The following is a 20,317-nucleotide window of genomic DNA, read 5'->3' as shown; positions in this document are numbered from 1 at the left end:
TTTTAAGCCTAACTCTTTTCGAAAAAATACCTATCGATCAATTGGTTAAAAATACCGATGTGCAAATAACCATGTCGAACAATAATAACCAACTGAATCTATTCAATTAAATCTCCGGACACTTCTGACTTATCATGATTCTTTTGCCTATTTTGCGCCTCGGTATGGCATGACAGTGATTGCTGCCGTTCAACCCGCTGATTTTTCTGAACCCGGTCCGCAGGAGGTCATTGGTATTATTAAGCAGATCAAAGAGACTGGGGTACCTGCAATATTTGGCTCAGAAGTTTTTCCTAGTAAAGTGATGGAGCAAATCGCACGTGAAGCGAACGTCAAATTTATTGACCAACTATCAGATGATGAGCTACCAGCTCCCCCCAATCACTCTTTCATAGGCATGATGACCAACAATATGACCATCTTGACAAAAGCACTCGGAGGCAACCCAACCTGCATGGCCAATATTGATGCAAGCAACATCGCTTTTTAATGCGCAATTCAGCGCTGCCGTCCAACTAAGCAATGTCAAAGCCGGCTATGAACAGAATGTAGTATTTTCTGATCTGTCATTGGAGATAGCTGCAGGTCAGTTTGCCGGCATTGTGGGTCCCACAGCCAGTGGCAAAACCACTCTGCTTAAAATCATTCTAGGCATTCATCCGGTGATTTCCGGAAAGATACTGGTGCACAACAATCCAGTAAATCAAGTGAAGCCGGGCACGGTTGGTTATGTGCCCCAACTTGGCAGCGTCGATTGGAATTTTCCGGTGACTGTCGAAGAAGTCATTACAATGGGACTGTATACCAATGGGCGCATTTTGCCTTGGCTCAGCAAAGAGGAGCGTAAAAGTGTTTATGATCTCGCTTATCGATTGGGTGTTGAGGATTGCTTGCAACAACATATTATTGATATATCGGGTGGTCAACGGCAACGTGCATTTCTTGCACGCGCATTAATCAGCAACCCTAAACTTTTGATTCTGGATGAACCCACTTCAGGCGTCGATATCAAAACCCAGCATGAAGTATTGCATCTATTGGGCGATATCAATCGTGAAGGGATGACCATTTTATTGACCACGCACGACCTGAATGCCGTGGCTTCCCATCTACCCTGGGTTATTTGCTTTAATCGAGGTGTTGTCGCGCAAGGTCAACCGCATGATATTTTTACCAATGAAATCCTCACTCAGACGTATGGTGGCGACATTGTGATCGTTAAATATGAAGGACATCTGTTAATCGCTAACAGTACTCCCCTGCACTTTAGGGATGAAAAGCACTGATGGAATTCCTCCTCGAGCCATTCGAGTATGAATTCTTTCGTCGCGCCTTGCTGGCTGCTTTGCTAGTCGGTGCATCCGGTGGCATGATTGGCGTATATGTCGTTCTACGTGGTATGAGCTATGTCGGGCATGGACTATCTCACGCTGCCATTGGTGGCGCCGTTGTCGGCTTTACGCTAAATCTGAATTTTTATGCCGGCGCTTTTGCCATGGGTTTGTTAGCCGTATTGGTCATCAACAAAATCACACAAAACAACAAGATCAAATTAGATGCTGCAATCGGTATTGTGACAACGGCCATGTTTGCTTTGGGCGTTGCAATCGTGAGTAAATTGCGCAACTTTAAACAAAACTTTGAGGCCGCCTTGTTTGGCAATATTCTTGGAATCACTGATCATGACTTGGTGGTTATCGGATTGGTAGCAGCCATCACACTGGTCACCCTGTTTTTTTCGTATAGAGCACTCCTCTTTTCTACATTTGATAATGAAGCTGCACGCGTATTTGGCATCAAAACCGAGTCGGTGCAATTTTTATTTTCCCTTCTGCTGACCTTTTCCGTCATCGCATCCCTCAACGTAATCGGCGTCACCATGGTAGCTGCCACACTGATTGCTCCCGCAATGACTGCGAGAATGCTCACGGATAGCTTCAGCAAAATGATCATTTATTCAACCCTGATAGGGTCTGTAACCGGCGTAATCGGTATGTATCTCAGCTATATTTTTAATGTGGCCTCTGGAACAACTATTGTTCTATTCAGCGCGCTACTGTTCAGCTTGTCATTGCTGGCAAAACCGATTCATAGTCTCTCAGCAAACCTAATGAAACGTTAGGCAAGTAGAAAATACAATATTTTTTGTCGATATCTGGGTAAAAATAATGGAATGGGTATTTACTACACTTAAACATTGTCGAACCGATCAAAAACATTGAACAATAAACTATTCTGTCGGTACTTTCTCCAGACAGGATTTCATCAACGCCCTTGCCCGCAAAGAAGTAAATTGCTTACATCCGGTCTGGGTATATCTGCATAATTTGTAAATTGAAATAGTAAACAGAAATTGAAGCAATCATGCTAAGTATCATAAAGATCATTGTGTCAAATTTGTGCCAAAGTGCGGCAGAAATACCATCATTTGAAGCTGTTTGACACTGGTTTTGTGCTTGGCAAGCATTGTAAGTGGTTGATTATATTTGGTGCATATTCAATGGTTGTGTCTCATAATCCCTTTGTCTCTGGTTCGAGTCCAGCCAGACCCACCAACAAATCAGTCGCTTAGATAGTAATATCTAAGTGACTTTTCTTTTTTTCGCTTTATGTAATCTTGGTGTAGGAGATTGTAGAACAAGATAGTAGGAACAAAAAAACCGATGGGCGAAATCAGGGAATTCGCGGAGGCTTGTCAGCATAGTTCAGATATATCCTTGACGTTGATTGATTGGTTTAACCTGTCAATTTACTTGATGTGAGGTAATCAGATGCATACAGACAGGATTGTCTTTCATCATTTATTACTCGGGAGCTACAAATTCGCTGATACCAAAGTTCTCTTTAGCGTATCATAAAGTTTTTAGAAAAATCAGATATAGATTAAGATTCAAACTCAAACTCCTGATTCGTACCGTTTATCCGATCGTATTTTATCCAGTTTCTGTCCAGTAAAATAATGAAAAAAACACAGGTGATGCAATTATTGCTGGTGATTGTATTGATCATGCTATCGCATCCTGTTTTTAGTCAACTGCAAAGATATTTCCCGCCCGATAGCAAGCTGGGTAAACTAACCGCGGTTTCCTTTCCGCAGTTCACCATCAATGATCAGCAAATGATAATGGCAGCTGGCGGGCAAATCCGGGGTGTTGATAATCTGATAATCTTGCCGAGCGTGGCGAACTATATTGGGATTGTTCGCTACCAGTTGGATATCATGGGAAATTTGCACCGCGTCTGGATTCTAACCCCGGACGAAGTGAAAGCAGCGGAACATGAAGGGCTGCAGCTACCAGCACCTAAAAAACGTTTTTTCTTTTTTTAAATTAATCCTAGACAATCCGTGAGTAACAAGCTTTATATTAAAACCTTTGGTTGCCAGATGAACGAGTATGACTCGGAGAAAATGGCCGATGTCCTGCATGCCGCTTATGGCATGGAATCCACCGATGATCCGGCAGAAGCCGATATTATTCTGTTCAATACCTGCTCAGTACGCGAAAAAGCGCAAGAAAAAGTATTTCATGACCTAGGCCGTGTCCGGCATCTGAAAGAAAACAATCCCAATTTATTGATTGGTGTGGGCGGCTGCGTCGCCAGCCAGGAAGGCAAAGCAATTGTTAGTCGTGCGCCTTATGTGGATGTTGTTTTTGGACCGCAAACGCTGCACCGGTTACCGCAACTCATCGAAACACGCAAAACAACCGGCCGTTCACAGGTCGATATTTCGTTTCCTGAAATCGAAAAATTTGACCACCTGCCGCCCGCTCGTACCGAAGGCGTCACGGCTTTTGTTTCGATTATGGAAGGTTGCAGCAAGTATTGCAGTTTTTGCGTGGTGCCCTACACGCGCGGCGAAGAAGTTTCTCGTCCGTTGGATGATGTACTGACAGAAATTGCCATTCTGGCGGACCATGGCATCAAGGAAATCACATTGTTGGGGCAGAATGTTAACGCTTATCTGGGCGTGATGAATGACGGAGAAATTTCTGATTTTGCCTTGCTGCTCGAATACCTCCACGAAATACCGGGAATCGAGCGCATTCGTTATTCCACTTCACATCCGAAAGAGTTCACCGCCCGTTTGATTCAGGCCTATAGTTATTTGCCCAAGTTGGTCAACCATCTACATCTGCCCGTGCAATCCGGCTCCGACCGGGTGCTGGCGGCGATGAAACGGGGTTATAGCGTATTGGAATACAAATCGATCATCCGCAAAGTACGTGCGATACGCCCGGATATTTCAGTAACTTCTGATTTCATCATTGGTTTTCCCGGAGAAACTGAGACAGATTTTGCAGCAACCCTCAAGTTGGTTGAAGATATGAATTTTGACGATTCCTATAGTTTTATCTACAGTCCACGTCCGGGCACACCGGCTGCTGACTTGCCCGATGACACGCCGCAGGAAGTCAAACTGGAAAGATTGCATCGATTGCAGGCACAAATTAATCAGCAATGCGGAAAAATCAGTCAAAAAATGATCGGTTCGGTACAGCGAGTGCTGCTGGAAGGCATATCCAAAAAGAACGCGGATGAATTTTATGGACGTACGGATAATAATCGTGTCGTTAATTTAACGAGCGATCCTGAGCAGGTTGGCTGTTTTGTGAATGTGCGCATCACCGAAGCACGGTCGCATACGTTGCGCGGTGAAATAGTGCATGAATAAAAAATTCTCACAGAAGGGTTTTACTTGCAAAGTATCTCGCCCGCTGAGAGAATTGTATTATCGTAACCGTATCGCCTGACATTGAAACCTACACCCCTCGAAATTTCTTTCACACCAGCGGATAACCAGCGACTCGCGAATCTGTGCGGCGCATTGGATGAAAACCTCAAACAAGTTGAGACAGCATTGGATGTAGCCATTTCACGGCGCGGCGAACATTTTAGTTTATCGGGAAAATCCGGGCAGACAAAACTGGCGGCGCAAGTATTACGCAATTTTTACAGCCAATCGCAACAGCATCTAAGTCTGGAGCAAGTTCAACTTGGCTTGATCGAAGCGCTGAGTCCACAGAACGCGCCTGACCAAGCCGATGATTCGGATAAGGCTGCAATCATCAAACAGCCCGCGTTACTCACACGCCGCAGCAATTTGTATGGCCGAACCCAACGCCAGGCGCTGTATCTGCAACAAATTCAGGAGCACGATATCACTTTTGCCATTGGCCCGGCGGGTACTGGTAAAACTTATCTCGCAGTAGCCAGCGCCGTCGATGCGCTGGAACGTGGTTTGGTATCGCGCCTGATTCTGGTCCGTCCTGCGGTTGAGGCAGGCGAGCGTTTAGGGTTTCTACCCGGCGATATGACTCAGAAAGTTGATCCTTATTTACGTCCGCTGTATGACGCATTGTATGATTTAATGGGATTTGAAAAAACCAGTAAACAATTTGAGCGTAATACGATTGAAATCGCACCCCTGGCTTTTATGCGCGGACGCACGCTGAATCAGTCATTTATCATTCTGGATGAGGCACAAAACACTACGCCGGAACAAATGAAAATGTTCTTAACGCGAATTGGCTTGGGTTCCAAGGCTGTGATTACCGGCGATGTGACACAGATTGATCTGCCCAAGCATCAAAAAAGCGGATTGGTGGAAGTTCAGCAAGTTCTTAAAGACATCCGCGGTATTGCTTTCACGCATTTTAAATCCGAAGATGTGGTAAGACATCCTTTAGTACAACGCATTGTCACTGCCTATGAAAAACACGACAAACGCAAGCAGGAATCCTGACAAGCTTTTCGCATGGAGAAATCATTCAAGCTGATGGTCCAGTATGCGACAAATAGTACAGACGTACCCACACGGCCACAGTTCCGCCGCTGGGTTAAAACCGCGTTGATGCAGGAAGCCGAAATAGTTTTACGCATTGTGGATGAGGCCGAAGGATGTGAACTGAACCATCAATTTCGCAATAAGGATTATGCGACGAACGTGTTAACTTTTGTTTATGACGATACGCAGCCTCTAACGGGCGATATTGTGCTTTGTGCGCCGGTCGTCAGCCAAGAGGCGCAGGAACAGCATAAAAACCTGATTGCACATTACGCGCATCTAACCGTTCACGGTATTTTGCATTTGCAAGGGTATGATCATATTGAAGAGGCCGAAGCAGTTGTAATGGAACAATTGGAAACACAAATACTGGCCCGGCTTGGCTATGATAATCCGTATACAGAGCATGGCGACGCAATTTCACCGCAATAATCCTATGAATAATCTTTGCTTGGATAAGCAGCGAAGAAAATCTTTAATCCCTTTTTCTTTTACATCAACTGGATCCACTCGACATCATGGAAGAACCTCCTCCTAAAAGCGGCTGGTTGGAGCGGTTAGGCGCTTTGCTGATCCGCAAACCGGAAGACCGCGAACAACTCATTACCGTGTTGCACTCTGCCTTTGAGCGCAATTTACTGGATTCGGACGCACTCAGCATGATCGAAGGCGTCATGCAGGTTTCAGAAATGCAGGCGCGCGATATTATGGTGCCGCGCTCGCAAATGGATATCGTCGACATCAGTGAGACACCCGAAAAATTTATTCCGTTTGTGATAGAAGCCGCGCATTCCCGTTTTCCGGTCACCGAAGGCAGCGAAGACAACATCATCGGCATCCTGCTGGCAAAAGATCTACTGCGCTATTACGCCAGTGAAGAAGAATTCGCTATGCGCGACATGTTGCGACCGGCCGTATTTATCCCGGAATCGAAACGGCTGAACGTTCTGCTCAAGGATTTCCGCAGCAATCGGAATCACATGGCCATTGTCGTTAACGAATATGGCGGTGTCGCCGGTCTCGTCACCATCGAAGACGTACTCGAACAGATTGTCGGGGAAATTGAAGATGAATACGATTTTGACGAGGAAGAAGACAACATCGTCATGGAATCGGACGGACTCTATCGTGTCAAGGCGATTACCGAGATTGAAAACTTCAATGAAGTGCTCGGTGCAGGCTTCAGCAACGATGACTATGACACGATCGGTGGTCTGGTCCTCAGCAAATTTGGCCGCTTGCCGATCCGGCACGAATCGGTCGTTATCGGTAACTTCAAATTTACCGTGCAACGCGCCGATAGCCGGCGATTGCACATCCTCAAGGTGGAAAAATTCGCACCAGCGACGGAAACCAGTGCAGAGTAAAACTTTCTCGCACTATTTAAAACCGCCTGCGTATTGTCCGGTTTATGTCTAAAATTACCACCCGTGCGTATGATTCGCATACTGTCGAGGCACTTAGCGGTAGCGGCTTATCGCCGGTACTCGCACGCATTTATGCCGCACGCGGCATTGAAAATTCCAGCCAACTTGAAACAGAGCTGGCACAGCTAATTCCGTTCGGGCAACTGAAAAATATCACGGCGACGGCAGCGCTGCTGGCCGATGCCATTGCAGCAAAAAAACGCCTGCTGATCGTAGCGGATTATGATTCCGATGGCGCAACGGCATGCGCGGTCGGAATCCGTATTTTGCGCAAATTTGGCGCGATTGTTGATTACCTGGTGCCGAACCGTTTTGAATTCGGTTACGGACTGACCCCGGAAATTGTGCATTTGGCGTATAGCGCCAAGCAACCGGATATCCTGATTACCGTCGATAACGGCATTGCCAGCGTCGAAGGCGTGTCCGAAGCCAACCGGCTGGGCATGCAAGTGGTGATTACCGATCACCATCTTCCTGGGGATGAATTGCCCGCGGCCATGGCCATAGTCAATCCCAATCAGCCCGGCTGCCCTTTTCCGAGCAAAAGTATCGCCGGTGTGGGTGTTATTTTTTACCTGATGCTGGCGCTGCGCGCTGAATTACGCCAGCGCGGCGCTTTCACCGCATTGGGGCAGGAACCCAATCTCGCCGGGTTTCTTGATCTGGTGGCACTGGGAACGGTCGCCGATGTGGTCAAACTGGACAGTAACAATCGTATTTTGGTACAGCAAGGCCTGCAACGCATCCGCAAAGGACGCGGTTGCGCAGGTATCAACGCACTGTTGCAGGTGTCGCGGCGGGAATATCAGCAAATCTCCACGTATGAACTGGGCTTCATGCTGGGCCCGCGATTAAACGCAGCCGGGCGGCTGGACGATATGTCGCTGGGTATTGAGTGCTTGATTACCGATGATGCAGCGTATGCGGCACAGATTGCCAAACAATTGGACGAGCTTAACCGGCAGCGCCGCGAAATCGAGTCCACCATGCAGGAAAGCGCGTTACTTAAGCTGGAAGATACGCTCAAAACCCGGCAACCGGAAATACAGGCCGCCTACAGCATCTGCCTGTTCGATGCCGATTGGCACCAAGGCGTCATCGGCATACTCGCTTCGCGCATCAAAGATAAACATCATCGCCCGGTCATCATTTTCGCACCCGGCAATGACGGTGAAATCAAAGGCTCCGGGCGGTCGATCAACGGCTTTCACCTGCGCGATGCATTGGATCTGGTTGCCAAGCGGCATCCTGAGCTGATCCTCAAATTCGGCGGTCACGCAGCCGCAGCGGGATTGACGATCCATGCCCATCATTTTGAGAAATTCTGCGATGCTTTTGAGCAAGTTGCACAAACCCTGCTGACACCGGCCGATTTGACGCGCGTAATCGAAACCGATGGCGATTTGGAGACTTCTGACATTAATTTGGAACTGGTTGAATACCTCGACCGGCAAGTGTGGGGACAAGGTTTTCCGCAACCGTCATTCAATGCGCGGTTTTATGTTGAAAGCCAGCGCATCGTAGGCGAGAAACATTTAAAACTGAAATTAAGAAAACTGGATTCCGGTAGCCAAGGTAAAGCGTCACGGAAATCGGATGATTCTTACGACGGTATTTTGTTTTTCCATAACGACCCGCTACCCGATCTTATCGATGCGGTGTATCGTCTACAGATCAATGAATATAATGGCAAGACAACTTTGCAATTGCTGCTGGAGCATTGGTTTCACGCAGATAACCCGGTAACCAACGATGCACACTGAATTCACGCTCAATGGCGAATTGGCTGCTTTGCCGCATTTTGTGACCAGTCTTGCAATTGGTTTATTAATCGGGCTGGAACGCGAGCGCAACCCAAGTGCGCGGGCAGGGTTAAGAACATTCGCGCTGGTCGCGTTATTCGGCACGCTGGCCGCAATGTTGTCGGAAAAAGCTACACCCTGGCTACTGCTGGGCGGCTTGCTGATCATCGGTTTGATGATGATCGCCGCTTATTTCCGTATCAAAGACGACAGCGCAGACCCAGGCACGACCACCATAGTCGCTATTCTGGTGTGCTATGGCCTGGGCGCATCGGTTTGGTATGGCAACGACACATTGGCCGTTATGCTGGCCATTATCACCACGGTATTGCTGTACTTCAAAACAGAACTGCACGGCATCACACAAAAGCTGAGTCGGCGGGATTTAATTTCCGTACTGCAGTTTGCCGTGCTGACTTTTATCATTTTGCCGATACTGCCGGACAAGAACTTCGGACCTTACGAAGCGATCAATCCGTACCAAATCTGGTTAATGGTGGTTCTGATCTCCGGTGTCAGTCTGGCAGGTTATGTCGCACTACAACTGATCGGTCCGCGCCACAGTGCGGTGCTGGGCTTATTCGGCGGATTGGTTTCCAGCACGGCCACAACATTGGTATACGCGCGCCGCAGCACGGAAAACCCAAATTTTATTCCACTTGCCGTCGTAGTCATCCTGCTTGCCAATTTGACGGTGCTGATCCGCTTGGCTATCGTCAGTGCGGTGGCCTCTCCCGCCATATTGCCGCAGCTATTGCCCATTTTAGGCAGTGGTTTTCTGTTCGGATTAGGTGTTACAGCTTATTGGTGGTATCAGTTAGAACAGCAAAATGGCTTACCTGTGCCAGAAACCAAAAATCCAACCGAAATGCGCACGGCAGCGGCTTTCGGGTTGATCTATGGCATCGTGCTGTTTTTTGCCGCATGGCTATCCGACATCGCCGGCAGCAGCGGATTGTATGCCGTCGCGTTATTCTCCGGCCTCACCGATGTCGACGCCATTACCCTGTCGAGCTTGCGCTTATATGAATTGGGTAAACTGGAAGCCACTCAAGCGGTAACGGCCATCTCACTCGGAATACTGTCCAACATCGGTTTCAAACTCGGACTCATATTCTTCTTCGGCAGTGGATTACTGGCAAAACAATGCATCTTGGGCATGCTGGCAACGGCTGCGGGCATTGGACTGGCGTTGCTATTCTTTTTCTAAAGAGCTCGAATGGTTACGAGTCATTACCCTGCCTAACTCAACTATGCGTATCGTATGTGAATGGAGAATTTCACTATGACGCTGAAAATGCAACGGTCAGAAACTATTATCACCAAATACAACGCAAACCAGGTATCGAATGGAGTTTTTTATCGGCCGTAATGAGCGGCGCTTGATGCGCAATGGCTGTCGCGGCAATCAATCTATCCCCCGGGTCGCCATGTGGAATAATGCCGCTTTCAGCTAACGCGGCGATAGCCGGTGTGATCGAAAGAATCTGCAACTCCAGTGACGTAACAATATCATCCATATACGAAGCGGATGTATGTTGCGGAGGCAGTACCAGTCTGCTCTTACGGAACAACAAAGCGATTTCCCAGAAGCTAATGGCGGCACAGGCCAACTTACCATCCGTCCGGCCACTATCCACAGCTTGCTGAGCGGTTATCGTCAAGCGCTCGCGGCAATCTGCCCAAAATAACAAAATATGGGTATCACAGATTATCAGCATCGCCTTCCCATTTTTCATCCAGAGGGGCAAGGATATCTCCAACAATAACCGTGCCACGCAGTGCATCCAAACGATTAAGCGCTGCCTCACGTTCGTTTTTTGTGTGGTCAGGAATGATATGGGCAATGGTTTTGCCGTGCAAGGTTATTGCAATTGCTTCACCTGCTTGCACTTGTTTAAGATATTCGGGTAAATGCTGGCGTAATTCGGTCACATTCACTGATGTCATGGGGGAACCTATAATGTACAGAAGGTATGTACATTATAGGCATCTGCTTGCGTAAAGCAATGCATCTCAGTCACATTGGCAACAGCCGCGGGTATTGGACTGGCATTACTTTTTTGTCTGAAGAAGTTCTGACTAAATGCTTCGAGAATTGAAAAAGATTCCTCACCGCGTTCGGAATGACAATAGCCATAGGGATAAGCCCGAGATAATCTCTGATAAACTAAGCGAATTTTAGAAGCTGCTGAACAGAATGAAATTAACGGATCACGAAAAGCGCGACATCATCAAACTGCTGGAAGCGGATAAGCCGCTGCCGGACAAGTACCGCTTCTTGCTGTTCGACGACAAGCGCGAGGTTGAGCTGGTGTGGAACGGCAAGAGCAATGAGGTATGCAACATCGTGCTGCCGTTTCAGACCATCGAGCAAGTCGATGAACCGCGCGCCGAAAAACCGGGCGATACTGCGATTCAACCCAGTCTGTTCGATCTCGATCCGCGCGGCCGGCAGCTCAAAGGCTGGACCAACAAACTGATCTGGGGCGACAACAAGCTGATTCTGTCCAGCTTGAAGAATGGGCCGCTGCGCGAGGAAATCGAAAAACAAGGCGGTCTGAAACTGATCTACATCGACCCGCCGTTTGACGTCGGTGCGGATTTTTCGATGGACATCGAGATTGGTAGCGACACCTTCACCAAAAAACCCAACATCCTCGAAGAAATTGCCTACCGCGACACCTGGGGTAAAGGCGCGGATTCGTTCATCAGCATGATTTATGAGCGATTGATTCTGATGCGCGACTTACTGGCGGAGGATGGGAGTATTTATGTGCATTGTGATTGGCGGGTGAATGCATATATTAGGCTCGCACTTGAAGAAGTCTTTGACAGAGAACAATTTCAAAACGAAATTGTGTGGATCAGGACTAATGCCCATAACATGCAAACAATCGGCTACGCTCGTTCTCAGGAAACAATCTTTTTCTCTTCAAAATCAAAAACTTTTACTTTTAATGAGCAGCGAACAGATTACGGTGATGCGCAACTCAGTCGATATAAACAGGATGAAACTGGAAGGTTATACACCGGGCGAGACATGACATTCTCATCAACCAATCCCGGTCGTCAGTTTGAATGGCGAGGAACGAAACCTCCATCAAATCGCTCTTGGGGTTATCCTTTAGAAAAGCTTGAGGAGCTTTGGGCACAAGGTCGGATCTTAACAAAACAGGATGGAACGCCTCGGCTTGATGGTTTGAAAGTTTATTTGGATGAAACCAAAGGTAAGCCTTTGACCACTCTTTGGGATGATGTTGGTCGTATTGGAAATACCTCATCGGAACGAATTGGCTACCCCACCCAGAAACCCGAAGCCTTGCTTGAGCGCATCATCAAAGCTTCATCCAACGAAGGCGATCTGATAGCTGATTTTTTCTGCGGTTCCGGCACCACGGCGGCAGTCGCTGAAAAACTCGGGCGCAAATGGATCGCCACCGATTTGGGCAAGTTCGCCATCCACACGACGCGCAAACGCTTAATCGGCGTGCAGCGGCAATTGAAGGCGGAAGACAAGGATTATCGAGCCTTTGAGATCCTCAATCTGGGCAAGTACGAGCGCCAGCATTACATTGGAGTGAATCCTAATTTGCGCGAGGCGGAAAAGCAGAAACAGTTGGAACAAAAGGAAGCGGCCTTTCTTGACTTGATCCTGCGCGCCTACCAGGCGGAAAAGACCGCAGGATTCGTCAGCTTTCACGGCAAGAAAGCTGGACGGCTGGTGTCAGTGGGGCCGGTGAATATGCCGGTGACGCGACTGTTCGTCGAGGAAGTCATTCTCGAGTGCCGCAAGAAACATATTACCCGCGTCGACATCCTCGGTTTTGAGTTCGAGATGGGTTTGTTTCCGAACGTGCTGGACGAAGCGCGCGCCAAAGGCATCGACATCGCGCCGAAGTACATCCCCGCCGACGTGTTCGACAAACGCGCGGTGGAGAAGAACCAAGTGGTGTTCCACGATGTGTCTTTCATCGAAGTTAAGCCGCATATCAAAGGCAATACCGTGGCGGTTGAGCTGACTGATTTCTCCGTGTTCTATTCGCAGGATTCCATCGCCAACGCCGAAGCGACGCTGAAAAACAAGGGTAGCAGAATCGTGGTGGAAAAAGGCCAGATTATCAAAGTCAACAAAGACAAGGATGGCATCGTCACACGCGAACAACTGACGCGCCACTGGACGGATTGGATCGACTACTGGTCGGTGGATTTTGATTTCGAAAGCAAACGCGAGATTATCCGAATTAAAAAACTACCAGTAGGTCAAGGTGCATTCCCGGGACTTGAAGCACCCCAAATGGAGTTTCCAGAATACGAAGAGGTCTGGACTGGCGACTATGTGTTCGAAAACGAGTGGCAAAGCTTCCGTACCAAAAAAGACCGTTCGCTGGAATTGACTAGCGTATTTCAGGAAGTCATGCCGGGGCGGCGCAAAATTGCAGTGAAAGTGGTGGATATTTTTGGCAATGACACGATGACGATTGTGGAGGTGACGGCGTGAAGTTTATTTTTCCCGACATCCGGCATGACCAGTCAGGTTTTCAGGCATTGGTACGCCTGGAAAATGAAGCAAGTAGCTATTTCCTTGACGATGTTGAGATCGACATGAATGCAACCACTTGGTTTGACGCTGATATGTGTGCGGCTTTCGGGGCCATCCTCTATCGTTTGAGCGACAATCTGAATACGATCAGATTAACTAATATTTGCTCATCTGTTGAAAAGATTCTATCCAAGAATGGCTTTCTCAGCCATTATGGCCGGGAAAAAATACCTGATCGCTGGGGAACGACGATTCCCTATCGCCGGTTCGACGTAAAGGATGACCGGTATTTTGCAGACTATATCGAAAATGAGTTGATTCACCGCGCTGAGATGCCGGCAATGTCACACGGGCTGCTGAAAAAGTTCCGTGAGAGCATTTTTGAAATTTTCAGTAACGCAGTATTACATTCGAATTCCGAACTAGGAATTTTTAGTTGTGGTCAGTTCTTTCCCAATAGACAGCGACTTGATTTCTCAGTCGCTGATCTGGGTGTTGGCATGCGCCAAAATATACAAGACAATACAGGATTGATACTTTCAGCAGAAGATGCGATTCATTGGTCAACTGAAGGCCGAAACACAACCAAGCGCGGCCCGATACCGGGTGGATTGGGGCTGAAGCTACTAAGAGAATTTATTGACTTGAATGGCGGCTGTATTCAGATTGTTTCAGATGCCGGATATTGGCGGCGGGAGAACAAAAAAACCATTACTGCGCCATTGAATTATCCGTTTCCTGGAACTGTCGTTACTGTTGAAATCAATACGGCCGATACAAATTCGTACAAACTTGTTTCTGAACCCAGCGCAGCGAATATTTTTTGAGGTAATTATGATGCAAAAAGAATTAACAATATCAATATTTGAAGTGGTGGGCAGCCCTTTGTGTGTCGCTTCCAGCGATGGGCAGAAGATTTATGATCGCCTGGCCGCCGCGCTGAAAGAAGGTCAAAGTACGATTCTTTCATTTCATAATGTATCAACGCTAACTTCGGCTTTTTTAAACGCCGCGATTGGTCAGCTATATGATAAATTCAGCGAAGAACAGATTCGCGCTTTACTTAAGGTAAAGGATATGGAGCCGGACGATTTGGCACTCCTAAAACGCGTAGTTGAAACCGCTAAGCAATATTTCAGAGATCCGCAGAAATTCAATCAAGCAGTTCGCGAAGAACTGGGGGATGACGGCAATGGCGAATAAGGCATTAGCAGTTAACAATTATCACTTTACGGCAAATGACGAGCTATTGTTGGATACCAATATATGGCTGTTTGTTTACGGTCCGCAAAAACCAGGCGACAAAAGAGTGGCAGCTTATTCGGAGGCGCTTGCCAAAATTCTGGCAGCCGGTAGCAAAATTTATATCGATGTGCTGATCGTATCCGAGTTCATTAATACCTATTCCAGACTAAAATGGAACGTCATGGGTAATCCTCATGGTGAATTCAAACGGTTCCGCAAAAGCCAGGATTTCAAACCGATTGCCCTGGATATCGCCGCCGACATCAAGCAAATACTGAAACATTGCTTGCGGATAGAAAACGGCTTTGAGAGACTGGCTATCAGTTCCTTGATAACCGAGTATGCAATGGGAGATTCTGATTTCAATGATCAGATCATCGCAAGTTTATGCAGGGAAAAGAAGTTGAAATTGGTTACAGATGACGGTGATTTTCGTGCTCAAGGAGTTCTCGTTGTGACTGCGAATAAGCGATTACTTTCATCGTAGCAATCTGCGACTTCGAGCAATGTGCATCAAAAATGACACTCATCTATATATATCAAAAGTATCAACTGACTACTGCGGCGTAACCTTTACGGAGAAGCGTTAATGGCACTGCATAAAGATTTCCCGTCTTCCCCCCACGCCATTCTCGACCCGGCTATCCGCTGGTTTCCCGCCGATGAGGCATTGCGCGAAACCAGTATGGACAAGCTGATGCCGCCGCTGGTGGCGACACTGCGAAAAAAAGTGAAGGAATTCCGGGATGGCGGCTATGCCGGCGCAACGGATACGAGCAAAAGCCTGCTCAATTGGTGGTTTAAGGAGCCGCATTTACAACCACAGATTAATGGCACGACGGTCGAGTTTCAATATTTCTTCGCCCAGCGCGAAGCATTGGAAACCATTATTTACTTATACGACGTAATCGGGGCTAAGGACAAATTTGATTTGATGCGTTTTGACAGCAGCGGCGCAGTGTCAGCACAGATGTTCGACGAGAACTGGCGGCGCTACGTGGTGAAGATGGCCACCGGCAGCGGCAAGACCAAAGTGATGAGTCTGGCTCTGGCATGGAGCTTTTTTCACAAACTGTATGAACCAACTTCGGAGCTTGCACGCAACTTTCTGGTAATTACGCCCAATATTATTGTGTTGGATCGTATTTACAAGGATTTTCAAGGATTGCGTATTTTCTTCACAGATCCGGTGATCCCGGATAATGGCTTTGATGGCCGCAACTGGCGCAATGACTTTCAGCTCACGCTGCATGTGCAAGACGAAGTGCGGGTGACACACCCTACCGGTAACATTTTTTTGACTAATATTCACCGCGTTTATGCCGGAGAAGATATTCCGCCCTCGCCGGATGATGATAACACCATGGATTATTTTCTGGGCAAGCGCCCTAGTGGTGCGACCACCGGCTCCAAGGTGGATCTGGGCATGATCGTGCGTGATATTGACGAGCTGATGGTGCTTAACGATGAAGCGCATCATATCCACGATGCGGGTCTGGCGTGGTTTCAATCGATTCAGGATATTCACAACCGATTACTACAGAAAGGTGATTCCTTGAGCCTGCAACTTGATGTAACGGCTACGCCTAAGCACAACAATGGCGCGATCTTTGTGCAAACCGTGGCTGATTATCCTTTGGTAGAAGCGATCTGGCAGAATGTGGTCAAGCACCCGGTACTGCCCGATGCCGCTAGCCGCGCCAAACTTTCGGAGCGGCAGAGTGCAAAGTACACCGAGAAATACGCGGACTATATTGACCTGGGGGTGATCGAATGGCGCAAAGCCTATGAGGAACATCAGAAGCTAGGCAAAAAAGCCATCCTGTTCGTGATGACCGATGACACAAAAAATTGCGATGACGTGGCGGAATATTTAGAAGGGCGTTACCCGGAATTGAAAGATGCGGTTTTGGTTATTCATACGAAAAACAATGGTGAAATTTCCGAGGCATCATCAGGCAAGGGTAAGGAAGAATTGGAAGCGTTACGAAAACAATCCAATGTGATCGATGACGCGAGCAGCCCGTTTAAGGCGATTGTGTCGGTGCTGATGCTTAAAGAGGGTTGGGATGTACGCAACGTAACAACAATTGTTGGTCTGCGTGCCTTTAATACACCAGCAAAAATCCTACCCGAACAAACGCTAGGGCGGGGCTTGCGCAAAATGTATCCCGGCGGTATTGAAGAATATGTCAGCGTTGTGGGCACCGATGCCTTTATGGATTTCGTCGAGTCGATACAGGCCGAAGGCGTTGAATTGGAGCGTAAGGCCATGGGTGAAGGCACTAAGCCGAAAACGCCATTGGTGATTGAGGTGGACAGCAGTAACGAGAAAAAAGACATCGCAGCACTGGATATCGAAATTCCGGTACTGACACCTCGTACTTATCGCGAATACAAGAATCTGGCCGAGCTAGATGCTGAGTCGATGGTTTTTCAAAAAGTAGCGTATCAGCAGTTCAGCGAAGAGGAGCAGCGAGAGATTGTGTTCAAGGATATCACTACAGGCGAGGTGACGCACACCACGATGCTGGATCCCTCCGGGATCGCGGATTATCGCAGCGTCATCGGTTACTTTGCACAAACGATGATGAAGGAGTTACGTTTGGTCAGCGGTTATGACGTACTCTATGGAAAGATTAAGTCTTTTATCCAGAATGTGCTGTTTAATCAGTCCGTCGATCTTGAATCACCCAATACGCTACGCAATTTATCGGAACTGGCTGCCACAAAAACCGTGATCGAAACCTTCAAGAAAGCGATCAATGAACTCACTGTCCGGGATAAGGGGAATGCGGAAATACGCGACACCATCAAGCTGCGACAGACACGACCCTTTGTCGTGAAAGACCAAGGGTACTTGATGGCAAAAAAGAGCGTATTCAACCGTGTTATTGGAGATAGCCATTTCGAGCTACAGTTCGCCAGTTTTTTGGAGGATTGCAGTGATGTGTCTTCCTATGCCAAGAACTACCTTGCTGTACATTTCAAACTTGATTATGTCAATGCAGACGGCGATATATCCAATTACTATCCAGACTTTATCGTTAAAAAGACAGATCAAGAAATATACATCGTTGAAACGAAGGGTCAGGCAGATTTGGATGTGCCGTTGAAGACTGAGCGCCTAAAGCAGTGGTGTCATGATCTTAATCGGATACAGAATGAAGTTAGCTATGATTTTGTTTATGTCGATGAGGAGAATTTCAATAAATATAAACCCAAATCATTCGTCGAACTTGTGAAGAGTTTTGTAGCATACAAAGAGAGTGATGGATGAAAAAGAATAGCAAAGGATGCTTAATGAATCCTGATAATTTGTACAGATTCACCTATAAACCTGGTATCAATTTGCATAGTACAAATTATCGAAATTCAGGCAGACAGCTTCCCGTTCAGCAATTCCAATACGTCCCCAGTTTTTGAATGGCGAATCCGCGTGATTCCGCCATTGCTGATTTTGATTCGATACAGGCCGGACGGAGAGGCATGGACTGTTTTTGCAATAATGGCACGCATCACACCGGCATGCGCAACGATTAGAAAATGGCTTCCATGATGGCGCTCGATAGCTTCTTCATAAGCTAAGCTGACGCGCTGGATAAAATCGTCGAGCGGCTCTGCGGCATGTGGTCGATGATTGATTGGATCTTTCAGGAAAGCCTGATTTCATCGGCTCGGTCAATTTTGACTTCATCATGGCTCAACCCTTCCCATGCGCCAAACCCCACTTCCTTAAAACGCGGCTCAACAGCGACATTGATTCCATGACGCTCCCCCAATTCGTGCGCAAACCTCTGGCAGCGTTGTAGCGGGGAGGTGATGATTTGATGCCATGCGGCATATTCGCCAACGGCGTTCCACATTTGTGACCATCCCTTCTCGGTAAGCGGATCATCAATATTGTGACCACGATAACGGCGTCCACCGGCTGGCTCGCCGTGGCGGATTAAATCAATAACAGTTTCTGTCATACCATTTCAGCCGGGTAATTTTGATGCGGTAGTTTACCGGATAGTGTAGATTTCTCGCTATGCTTAAAATGACGATTATTTAAGAGTCCCTTAACCCATTTTTAACATCCACCAAAAAACATTCCTATGAAACGATATATTATCGCGTACTGGTATTTTTGTTATTGATTTGCGCGTAATTTTGTTGTCAACTGATCAGTTTTTGGTTCTGCTGGGAGCCGGGTTAATTTGCAGCGTTTGATAAATCTGTTGATGCCGGTCGAAAATTGACCAGGTAGTTCACGTATTCTGCTTAAATTTTAAGCAGTGTAAATATAAAGGTTTCTTTATTGGAGTTGCATTGGATACTTACCACCACTCACCTGATTGCAAGTTCATGGCATGGCGGTTTTTTGGTTACCTTCAAAAAAACTGCCATGTCTGCCAATATAAAGACTAAAATGGAAAAATTGGCTGGGACAAAGGGACAAGACGACAAATTGATTATCACTGGATTATTTTCTCGATGAATAAGAAACTATCTATTACATTAATAGCAGCAATCCTACTGCTAAATGGATGCGGATCAGTAAGAGAAAATAGAATCAGACAAGATGTATTATCTGACACCAGCATGGCGGAAGAAATACGCAGGGCGATCGATCTTAAGCAACTGGTCGCTGGCATGACACAAGAACAAGTGATAGCTTCTTGGGGACTGCCGTGTAAATGGTGTTATGGAACACGCAAAAGTACAAGTGGAGACACATGGGAATACCATCTTCCCGGCGCTGATTTTTTAGTGGTTGGCGCTGATTTTCTGGGTGTTGGAACCGGAACTTATCTGTACTTTGATAGCAGCCAGAAACTTAAGCATTGGTCTCAAAAATAGAACTGATATTTCGTGCTAGGAGGCAGTCCAAGAACCTTTACCAGCGATATGTTTACGACAACTTTACAGGTATCAACTGAGGAAAATAGGGTTATTCCTCATTCGACTAATCTACATATTACTTCTCAACGATAGCTTTCAGACTAGCAAGACCCTCTTCATATTTTTCTCCAACCATTTTATCCATATTGAAGAATAGGCCCATTAACTTGGAAATGAACGGACTTGATCCATACATGGCTTGCGTTACTGTCGTTGTATTATCCCGGTTTTGCAAAATAAATTCGACCGTATTCTGCGCTTCAAACGGTTCCATGAAGTGAAGCGCAATCACTAAATTTGCAGGCGGTATCGATTGGATGATTTCCATACGCCCCTGGCCGATATCCTTATTGCCTTGCCATTCATAGATGGCACCTTTGCCACTCTCAGTGCCACGATAATTCCTCTGAATTTCAGTATCTATTTTTTCCCACGGTGACCATGCTTCCCATTGATGAAAATCGTTAATATGAGGAAAAATTCTCTCTGGAGATGCATTGATATTGATTGAACGCTCAATGCGAAAAGTATCCGGCTGCGTTGCAGCGTAGGCAAGAATCATGGCGGTGAAAATGACAACGATGAGGGTGGCTTTCTTGAACATAGATCTTCCCAATGTGTATAT

Annotated in this window: 21 protein-coding genes; 16 read left to right on the top strand and 5 right to left on the bottom strand. The window is 47.0% G+C overall.

Annotated features, from left to right (window positions below; genetic code table 11):
• Positions 1 to 100: 100 nt before the first annotated feature.
• The 10 genes from QZ942_RS04150 to QZ942_RS04105 all read left to right on the top strand — a co-directional run bounded on the left by QZ942_RS04150 (position 101) and on the right by QZ942_RS04105 (position 10,227).
• Positions 101 to 490 (top strand): metal ABC transporter substrate-binding protein, encoded by a 390-nt coding sequence (locus tag QZ942_RS04150; protein WP_366836049.1) that lies wholly within the window; start codon positions 101 to 103, stop codon positions 488 to 490.
• Entirely contained in the window at positions 468 to 1,286 is an 819-nt protein-coding gene (locus QZ942_RS04145; protein WP_292993428.1) for a metal ABC transporter ATP-binding protein, read from the top strand. Before QZ942_RS04150 ends, QZ942_RS04145 begins: the two co-directional genes overlap by 23 nt.
• Positions 1,286 to 2,122: a metal ABC transporter permease gene (locus tag QZ942_RS04140; RefSeq protein ID WP_292993427.1), complete on the top strand. Its 837-nt coding sequence runs from the start codon at positions 1,286 to 1,288 to the stop codon at positions 2,120 to 2,122. Before QZ942_RS04145 ends, QZ942_RS04140 begins: the two co-directional genes overlap by 1 nt.
• Before the next feature lie 837 nt (positions 2,123 to 2,959).
• A complete protein-coding gene (locus tag QZ942_RS04135; protein ID WP_292993426.1) occupies positions 2,960 to 3,328 on the top strand; it encodes a hypothetical protein in 369 nt (122 codons plus the stop codon).
• 18 nt (positions 3,329 to 3,346) lie between these two features.
• Positions 3,347 to 4,675, top strand: coding sequence for a tRNA (N6-isopentenyl adenosine(37)-C2)-methylthiotransferase MiaB (miaB, locus tag QZ942_RS04130; RefSeq protein ID WP_292993425.1), 1,329 nt, complete (start codon positions 3,347 to 3,349; stop codon positions 4,673 to 4,675).
• Positions 4,676 to 4,756: 81 nt separating this feature from the next.
• Positions 4,757 to 5,746, top strand: a complete 990-nt coding sequence (locus QZ942_RS04125; protein ID WP_292993424.1) for a PhoH family protein — start codon at positions 4,757 to 4,759, stop codon at positions 5,744 to 5,746.
• Between the two features lie 12 nt (positions 5,747 to 5,758).
• Positions 5,759 to 6,220 (top strand): rRNA maturation RNase YbeY, encoded by a 462-nt coding sequence (gene ybeY, locus QZ942_RS04120; RefSeq protein WP_292993423.1) that lies wholly within the window; start codon positions 5,759 to 5,761, stop codon positions 6,218 to 6,220.
• Positions 6,221 to 6,306: 86 nt separating this feature from the next.
• Complete coding sequence (locus QZ942_RS04115) at positions 6,307 to 7,155, top strand: transporter associated domain-containing protein (RefSeq protein ID WP_292993422.1); 849 nt, start codon at positions 6,307 to 6,309, stop codon at positions 7,153 to 7,155.
• Positions 7,156 to 7,199: 44 nt separating this feature from the next.
• Positions 7,200 to 8,978 (top strand): single-stranded-DNA-specific exonuclease RecJ, encoded by a 1,779-nt coding sequence (gene recJ, locus QZ942_RS04110; protein WP_292993421.1) that lies wholly within the window; start codon positions 7,200 to 7,202, stop codon positions 8,976 to 8,978.
• Complete coding sequence (locus QZ942_RS04105; protein ID WP_292993420.1) at positions 8,968 to 10,227, top strand: MgtC/SapB family protein; 1,260 nt, start codon at positions 8,968 to 8,970, stop codon at positions 10,225 to 10,227. The genes recJ and QZ942_RS04105 overlap by 11 nt, the downstream gene beginning before the upstream one ends.
• A gap of 109 nt (positions 10,228 to 10,336) precedes the next feature.
• Here the strand turns inward: QZ942_RS04105 and QZ942_RS04100 are convergent, their stop codons facing one another.
• Both QZ942_RS04100 and QZ942_RS04095 read right to left on the bottom strand, forming a co-directional pair.
• Positions 10,337 to 10,738, bottom strand: coding sequence for a type II toxin-antitoxin system VapC family toxin (locus QZ942_RS04100; protein WP_292993419.1), 402 nt, complete (start codon positions 10,736 to 10,738; stop codon positions 10,337 to 10,339).
• Positions 10,722 to 10,967 carry a type II toxin-antitoxin system prevent-host-death family antitoxin gene (locus tag QZ942_RS04095; protein WP_292993418.1) on the bottom strand — a complete coding sequence of 82 codons (246 nt, stop codon included), beginning with the start codon at positions 10,965 to 10,967 and terminating at the stop codon, positions 10,722 to 10,724. The genes QZ942_RS04100 and QZ942_RS04095 overlap by 17 nt, the downstream gene beginning before the upstream one ends.
• Positions 10,968 to 11,217: 250 nt before the next feature.
• Between QZ942_RS04095 and QZ942_RS04090 the strand changes: the two genes are divergently transcribed.
• The 5 genes from QZ942_RS04090 to QZ942_RS04070 all read left to right on the top strand — a co-directional run bounded on the left by QZ942_RS04090 (position 11,218) and on the right by QZ942_RS04070 (position 18,085).
• Positions 11,218 to 13,518, top strand: coding sequence for a site-specific DNA-methyltransferase (locus QZ942_RS04090; RefSeq protein WP_292993417.1), 2,301 nt, complete (start codon positions 11,218 to 11,220; stop codon positions 13,516 to 13,518).
• The gene (locus tag QZ942_RS04085) at positions 13,515 to 14,387 is read left to right on the top strand and encodes an ATP-binding protein (RefSeq protein ID WP_292993416.1); all 873 of its coding nucleotides are present in this window, start codon (positions 13,515 to 13,517) and stop codon (positions 14,385 to 14,387) included. Before QZ942_RS04090 ends, QZ942_RS04085 begins: the two co-directional genes overlap by 4 nt.
• Positions 14,388 to 14,394: 7 nt before the next feature.
• Positions 14,395 to 14,763 carry an STAS-like domain-containing protein gene (locus QZ942_RS04080; RefSeq protein ID WP_292993415.1) on the top strand — a complete coding sequence of 123 codons (369 nt, stop codon included), beginning with the start codon at positions 14,395 to 14,397 and terminating at the stop codon, positions 14,761 to 14,763.
• Positions 14,753 to 15,292, top strand: coding sequence for a PIN domain-containing protein (locus tag QZ942_RS04075; RefSeq protein WP_292993414.1), 540 nt, complete (start codon positions 14,753 to 14,755; stop codon positions 15,290 to 15,292). The genes QZ942_RS04080 and QZ942_RS04075 overlap by 11 nt, the downstream gene beginning before the upstream one ends.
• A gap of 102 nt (positions 15,293 to 15,394) precedes the next feature.
• On the top strand, positions 15,395 to 18,085 hold the full coding sequence (locus QZ942_RS04070) for a DEAD/DEAH box helicase family protein (RefSeq protein ID WP_292993413.1): 2,691 nt from the start codon (positions 15,395 to 15,397) through the stop codon (positions 18,083 to 18,085).
• A gap of 95 nt (positions 18,086 to 18,180) precedes the next feature.
• Here QZ942_RS04070 and QZ942_RS04065 read toward each other — a convergent pair whose 3' ends face one another.
• Complete coding sequence (locus tag QZ942_RS04065; protein ID WP_292993430.1) at positions 18,181 to 18,450, bottom strand: histidine phosphatase family protein; 270 nt, start codon at positions 18,448 to 18,450, stop codon at positions 18,181 to 18,183.
• Between the two features lie 8 nt (positions 18,451 to 18,458).
• Positions 18,459 to 18,779, bottom strand: a complete 321-nt coding sequence (locus tag QZ942_RS04060) for a histidine phosphatase family protein (RefSeq protein WP_292993412.1) — start codon at positions 18,777 to 18,779, stop codon at positions 18,459 to 18,461.
• 505 nt (positions 18,780 to 19,284) lie between these two features.
• Here QZ942_RS04060 and QZ942_RS04055 point away from each other — a divergent pair.
• Complete coding sequence (locus tag QZ942_RS04055) at positions 19,285 to 19,650, top strand: hypothetical protein (protein ID WP_292993411.1); 366 nt, start codon at positions 19,285 to 19,287, stop codon at positions 19,648 to 19,650.
• Between the two features lie 118 nt (positions 19,651 to 19,768).
• Here QZ942_RS04055 and QZ942_RS04050 read toward each other — a convergent pair whose 3' ends face one another.
• The gene (locus QZ942_RS04050; protein WP_292993410.1) at positions 19,769 to 20,296 is read right to left on the bottom strand and encodes an SRPBCC family protein; all 528 of its coding nucleotides are present in this window, start codon (positions 20,294 to 20,296) and stop codon (positions 19,769 to 19,771) included.
• Between the last annotated feature and the right edge of the window lie 21 nt (positions 20,297 to 20,317).

This window comes from Nitrosomonas sp. (assembly GCF_021731985.1).
Classification (GTDB): domain Bacteria; phylum Pseudomonadota; class Gammaproteobacteria; order Burkholderiales; family Nitrosomonadaceae; genus Nitrosomonas.
This window is presented reverse-complemented; position numbering and strand designations above follow the sequence as displayed.